Below are 3,352 nucleotides of genomic sequence, written 5' to 3'. Positions count from 1 at the left end.
ATACCAGTCGGCGATCAACTGGGCGGCGGTCGGATCGACGACGAGCGGGGCGTCCAGGTCAAGGCTGGTAGCGGGGGTGTAGACGGCGGACGGGGCACCGGGCTCGATGCCGGCGGCCTGCCCGGCGGAGCGCAGGGTGGTGATGTCCGTCCGCCCGATCTCGCCGTTTGCGCGGACCACCAGCTTGCAGCCCTCGACACTGACCGTCCGGTGGTCGGGGCCGAAGGGCGGTGTGCCGAACCCGCCGGGCCGCAGCACCAGGCCGATCCGCCCGGTGGCCCGGTAGCGGGACGCAGCCAGGACGTGTTCGGCCAGGGTGTGAAGGGACGTCCGGGTCTGCCCGAAACGATCAGGTAGCTGGTCGGTTCCGCTCATGGCCGCTCTTCCTTCCTCGGGGTGGAATGGGCGCCCGGTTGGGCTCGGAATTGGGCCGAGGTGCCGCGATGGCCAGCTGCCGCGATGGCCAGCTGCCGCGCGGCCTCTGTGGTTACAGCAGCTCGGCGTCCTGGCGGATGTGCAGGAGCGCGGGGCCGTCGCCGGTGAACAGGGCCGTCATCGCATCGTCGAGGTCACCGGGATGGGTGGCACTGTGGCCGGCGGCGCCGCAGAGGCGGGCGTAGGCGGCGAAGTCGGGGTTGTGCAGCGAAGTCTGCCAGACCGGGAACTGCTCGCCGAGTTGTTCTTTGCTGATCTTACCGAGGGCGCCGTTGTCGAGCAGGATGTGTTTGATCCCGATGCCGTACTTGACCGCGGTGGTCACTTCGGCGAGGTATTGGCCGAAGCCGCCGTCGCCGGTGACGGCCACGACCGGGCGGCTGGGGTCGGCTGCCCATGCGCCGATCGCGGCCGGGTAGCCGAAGCCGATCGAACCGAGGTAGCCCGACATCAACACCGGCTGGCCGGCGGACTCGAAGTAGCGGCCGAAGGAGTAGGCGTGGTTGCCGACGTCGACGCTGATGACGGCGTCGGCGGGGATGTGCCGCCCGAGCGCGTCGAAGACCGCCGCCGCGGACAGTCCCCGGCCCCGGTCGTCGGCGACGCGGCGCGCCTTTTCAGCCCGCCACAATGCCCAGCGCGCCGCCACGTCCGGCCGCTGGTCCACCCCGGCCGTGGTACCAGCCGGACCGCCGTCGAGGGCCGCCGCCAGGGCGAGCAGGCTCAGTTCGGCGTCGCCGAGCACCCCGACGTCCACCTTCTGGAAGCGGCCGATGGCGGCGTGGTCATCGTCGATCTGGATGGCGGGTTTGTACGGCGCGATGCCGGTGTGGTTCGCGAACGACGCGCCGACGACGACCAGCAGGTCTGCCTCGTTCATCAGCCAGCTGGCGACCGGGGTGCCGCTGCGGCCCAGCACACCCGCCCCGAGCGGATGGGTGTCCGCCAGTAGCCCCTTGGCCTTGAAGGTTGTCGCGACCGGTGCACCCAGCCGTTCCGCCAGCGCCCGCAGGGCCGCCGCGGCCGGCCGGGCGCCATGCCCCGCGATGATGACCGGTCGTCGGGCGCGGCGCAGCAGATCGGCAGCCGTCCGCACGGCGGTGGCGTCGGGACCGCTGCGGCGGTCGGAGAGCCGGCCGTCGGGCCGGACCGCTGCCGCGGTCGCCGGCAGTACCTGCACCTCGTCCGGCAGCACCAGGTGCGCGACCCCGCGTCCGTCGACGGCGTGCTTGACCGCGAGCGCCGCAAGCTCGCCATGGTCGCTGCCGGCCTGCACCGTCGCCGTGGACACCGCGACGTCCCGGAATACCGCCGAGAGGTCCAGGTCCTGGAACGCTCCCCGGCCGAGAACCTTCGACGGCACCTGCCCGGAGATAGCCAACACCGGCGCACCGTCGAGCTTCGCGTCGTACAGACCGGTCAGCAGGTTCGTCGATCCGGGCCCGGCGATCGCGAAGCACGCCGCCGGACGTCCCGTCAGCTTGCCGTACGCGCTGGCGGCGAACGAGGCGGCGCCCTCGTGCCGGATACCGATATAGGTGATCTCGCCACGCGCCTCAGCGCGGCGCAGCGCGTCGGCGAAGCCCAGGTTGGAGTGCCCGACCATGCCGAACACGTGCCGGACGCCCCACGCGACCAGGGTGTCCACGAGAACGTCGCTGACAGTGCGGGTCTCGATCCGCGCCGGCGGCAGCTGCACGAACGCCCCGTCGTCCCGTTCGTGCACGGCGTAGGCGGTCGCCGCGTCGGTGAAGCCCGCCGGCGGTTTCCCCGTGGTGGGATCGTAGTCGTAGCCGTGCCACGGACAGCGCAGCCAGCCGTTCTCAATCGACCCCTCGCCGAGCGGGCCGCCCTGATGCGGGCAGCGGTTCTCCAGCGCCGAGAGCAACCCCCCGCACCGCGTCAGCGCCACACTGCGGCCACCGACCACGGCGGTACGTACCCGACCCTCGTCGGGCAGATCCTCGGCGTCCACCCGATGCCAGCCGGACGTCTCAGCCGGCTGCTCTGGCTGCTCTGGCCGCTTAGCGGACATGGCGTGGCCTTTCACGGATTGTGCCGGCGCCGGCCGGCGGGTGATCGAGGTCTGCGGTCACCATCACGGCGTCTTCCTCGCGGGAGGCTGCGCGGCGGTACGGCTGTGAGATGGGTGGATGGGCTGCTGTCGTCCATCTGTTTCCTGGAACAGTACAGACCCAGGCGGGGATGACGTCCAGGCGACGGCTTCAACGACGGCTTCACCGAGGGCTTTCGACGACGGGAATAGGCGCCTCGGGTCGCCGGTTGCCACGGTGCGTGAACCGCACCGGGGAACGCAACGAGGGAGTCACCCTCCTCCCAGCCGACGTACGCGAGCTTGTGGACGGTCCGAACTATGTGCACCTCTCCACCTTGCGGGCCGACGGATCACCCCGTAGCTGGGTGGTCTGGATCGGCGTGGAGGGCGAGCGGTTGCTGGTCTGCACCGACGACTCAACCTGGAAGGCGAAGGACATGCGGCGCGATCCCAGAGTCGCGCTGTCCGTGGTCGACCTTGCGAATCCCTACCGAATGGCCGCCATCCAGGGAAGAGTGGCCGAGGTCAGGCCCGACCCGGATTGCCGCTATATGGATCCGATCTCCATCAAGTACACCAGCGCTCCCTTTCCATCACGGGGACCGGGCCGGGTATGTTTCGTCATCGTGGTGCAGAAGGCCGCAGCGCGCAGGCTCGACTGGTTGACCCATAACCCGCCGCCGGCTGAGCACGAGGCGCACGGTCTGTCGGCCGAATGACCGGCGCACGGAGTGCCCGGCGCGAAGGGGACCTGGCCGTCAACCCACCCGGGCGCGGGCCCAGTCGTACCAGGACGCCGGCAGGCCGGGTGCTCGCAGGACGGCGCCGGTCAGCTGCGTGTCGTGGGAGTGGTAGGCCGTT

The 3,352-nt window shown here is 70.8% G+C and carries 2 protein-coding genes and 1 pseudogene; 1 reads left to right on the top strand and 2 read right to left on the bottom strand.

Annotated features, from left to right (window positions below; genetic code table 11):
- Together U9983_RS27310 and U9983_RS27305 are read right to left on the bottom strand one after the other, a co-directional pair.
- Nucleotides 1-375: pseudogene (locus U9983_RS27310) on the bottom strand (hypothetical protein); the annotation flags it as partial.
- Nucleotides 376-487: 112 nt separating this feature from the next.
- Entirely contained in the window at nt 488-2,470 is a 1,983-nt protein-coding gene (locus U9983_RS27305) for a thiamine pyrophosphate-binding protein (RefSeq protein WP_322756765.1), read from the bottom strand.
- A 260-nt stretch (nt 2,471-2,730) separates the two neighbouring features.
- On the opposite strand from U9983_RS27305, the gene U9983_RS27300 reads away from it, so the two are divergent.
- Entirely contained in the window at nt 2,731-3,210 is a 480-nt protein-coding gene (locus U9983_RS27300) for a PPOX class F420-dependent oxidoreductase (RefSeq protein WP_322756764.1), read from the top strand.
- The last annotated feature ends 142 nt before the right edge of the window (nt 3,211-3,352 follow it).

The organism is Protofrankia sp. Cas3, from assembly GCF_963555955.1.
Lineage (GTDB): Bacteria > Actinomycetota > Actinomycetes > Frankiales > Frankiaceae > Protofrankia.
This window is presented reverse-complemented; position numbering and strand designations above follow the sequence as displayed.

Bases quoted from the DNA above. Each gene is read 5' to 3' on its own strand.
- U9983_RS27305 (WP_322756765.1), bottom strand. From the start codon at position 2,470: ATGTCCGCTAAGCGGCCAGAGCAGCCAGAGCAGCCGGCTGAGACGTCC.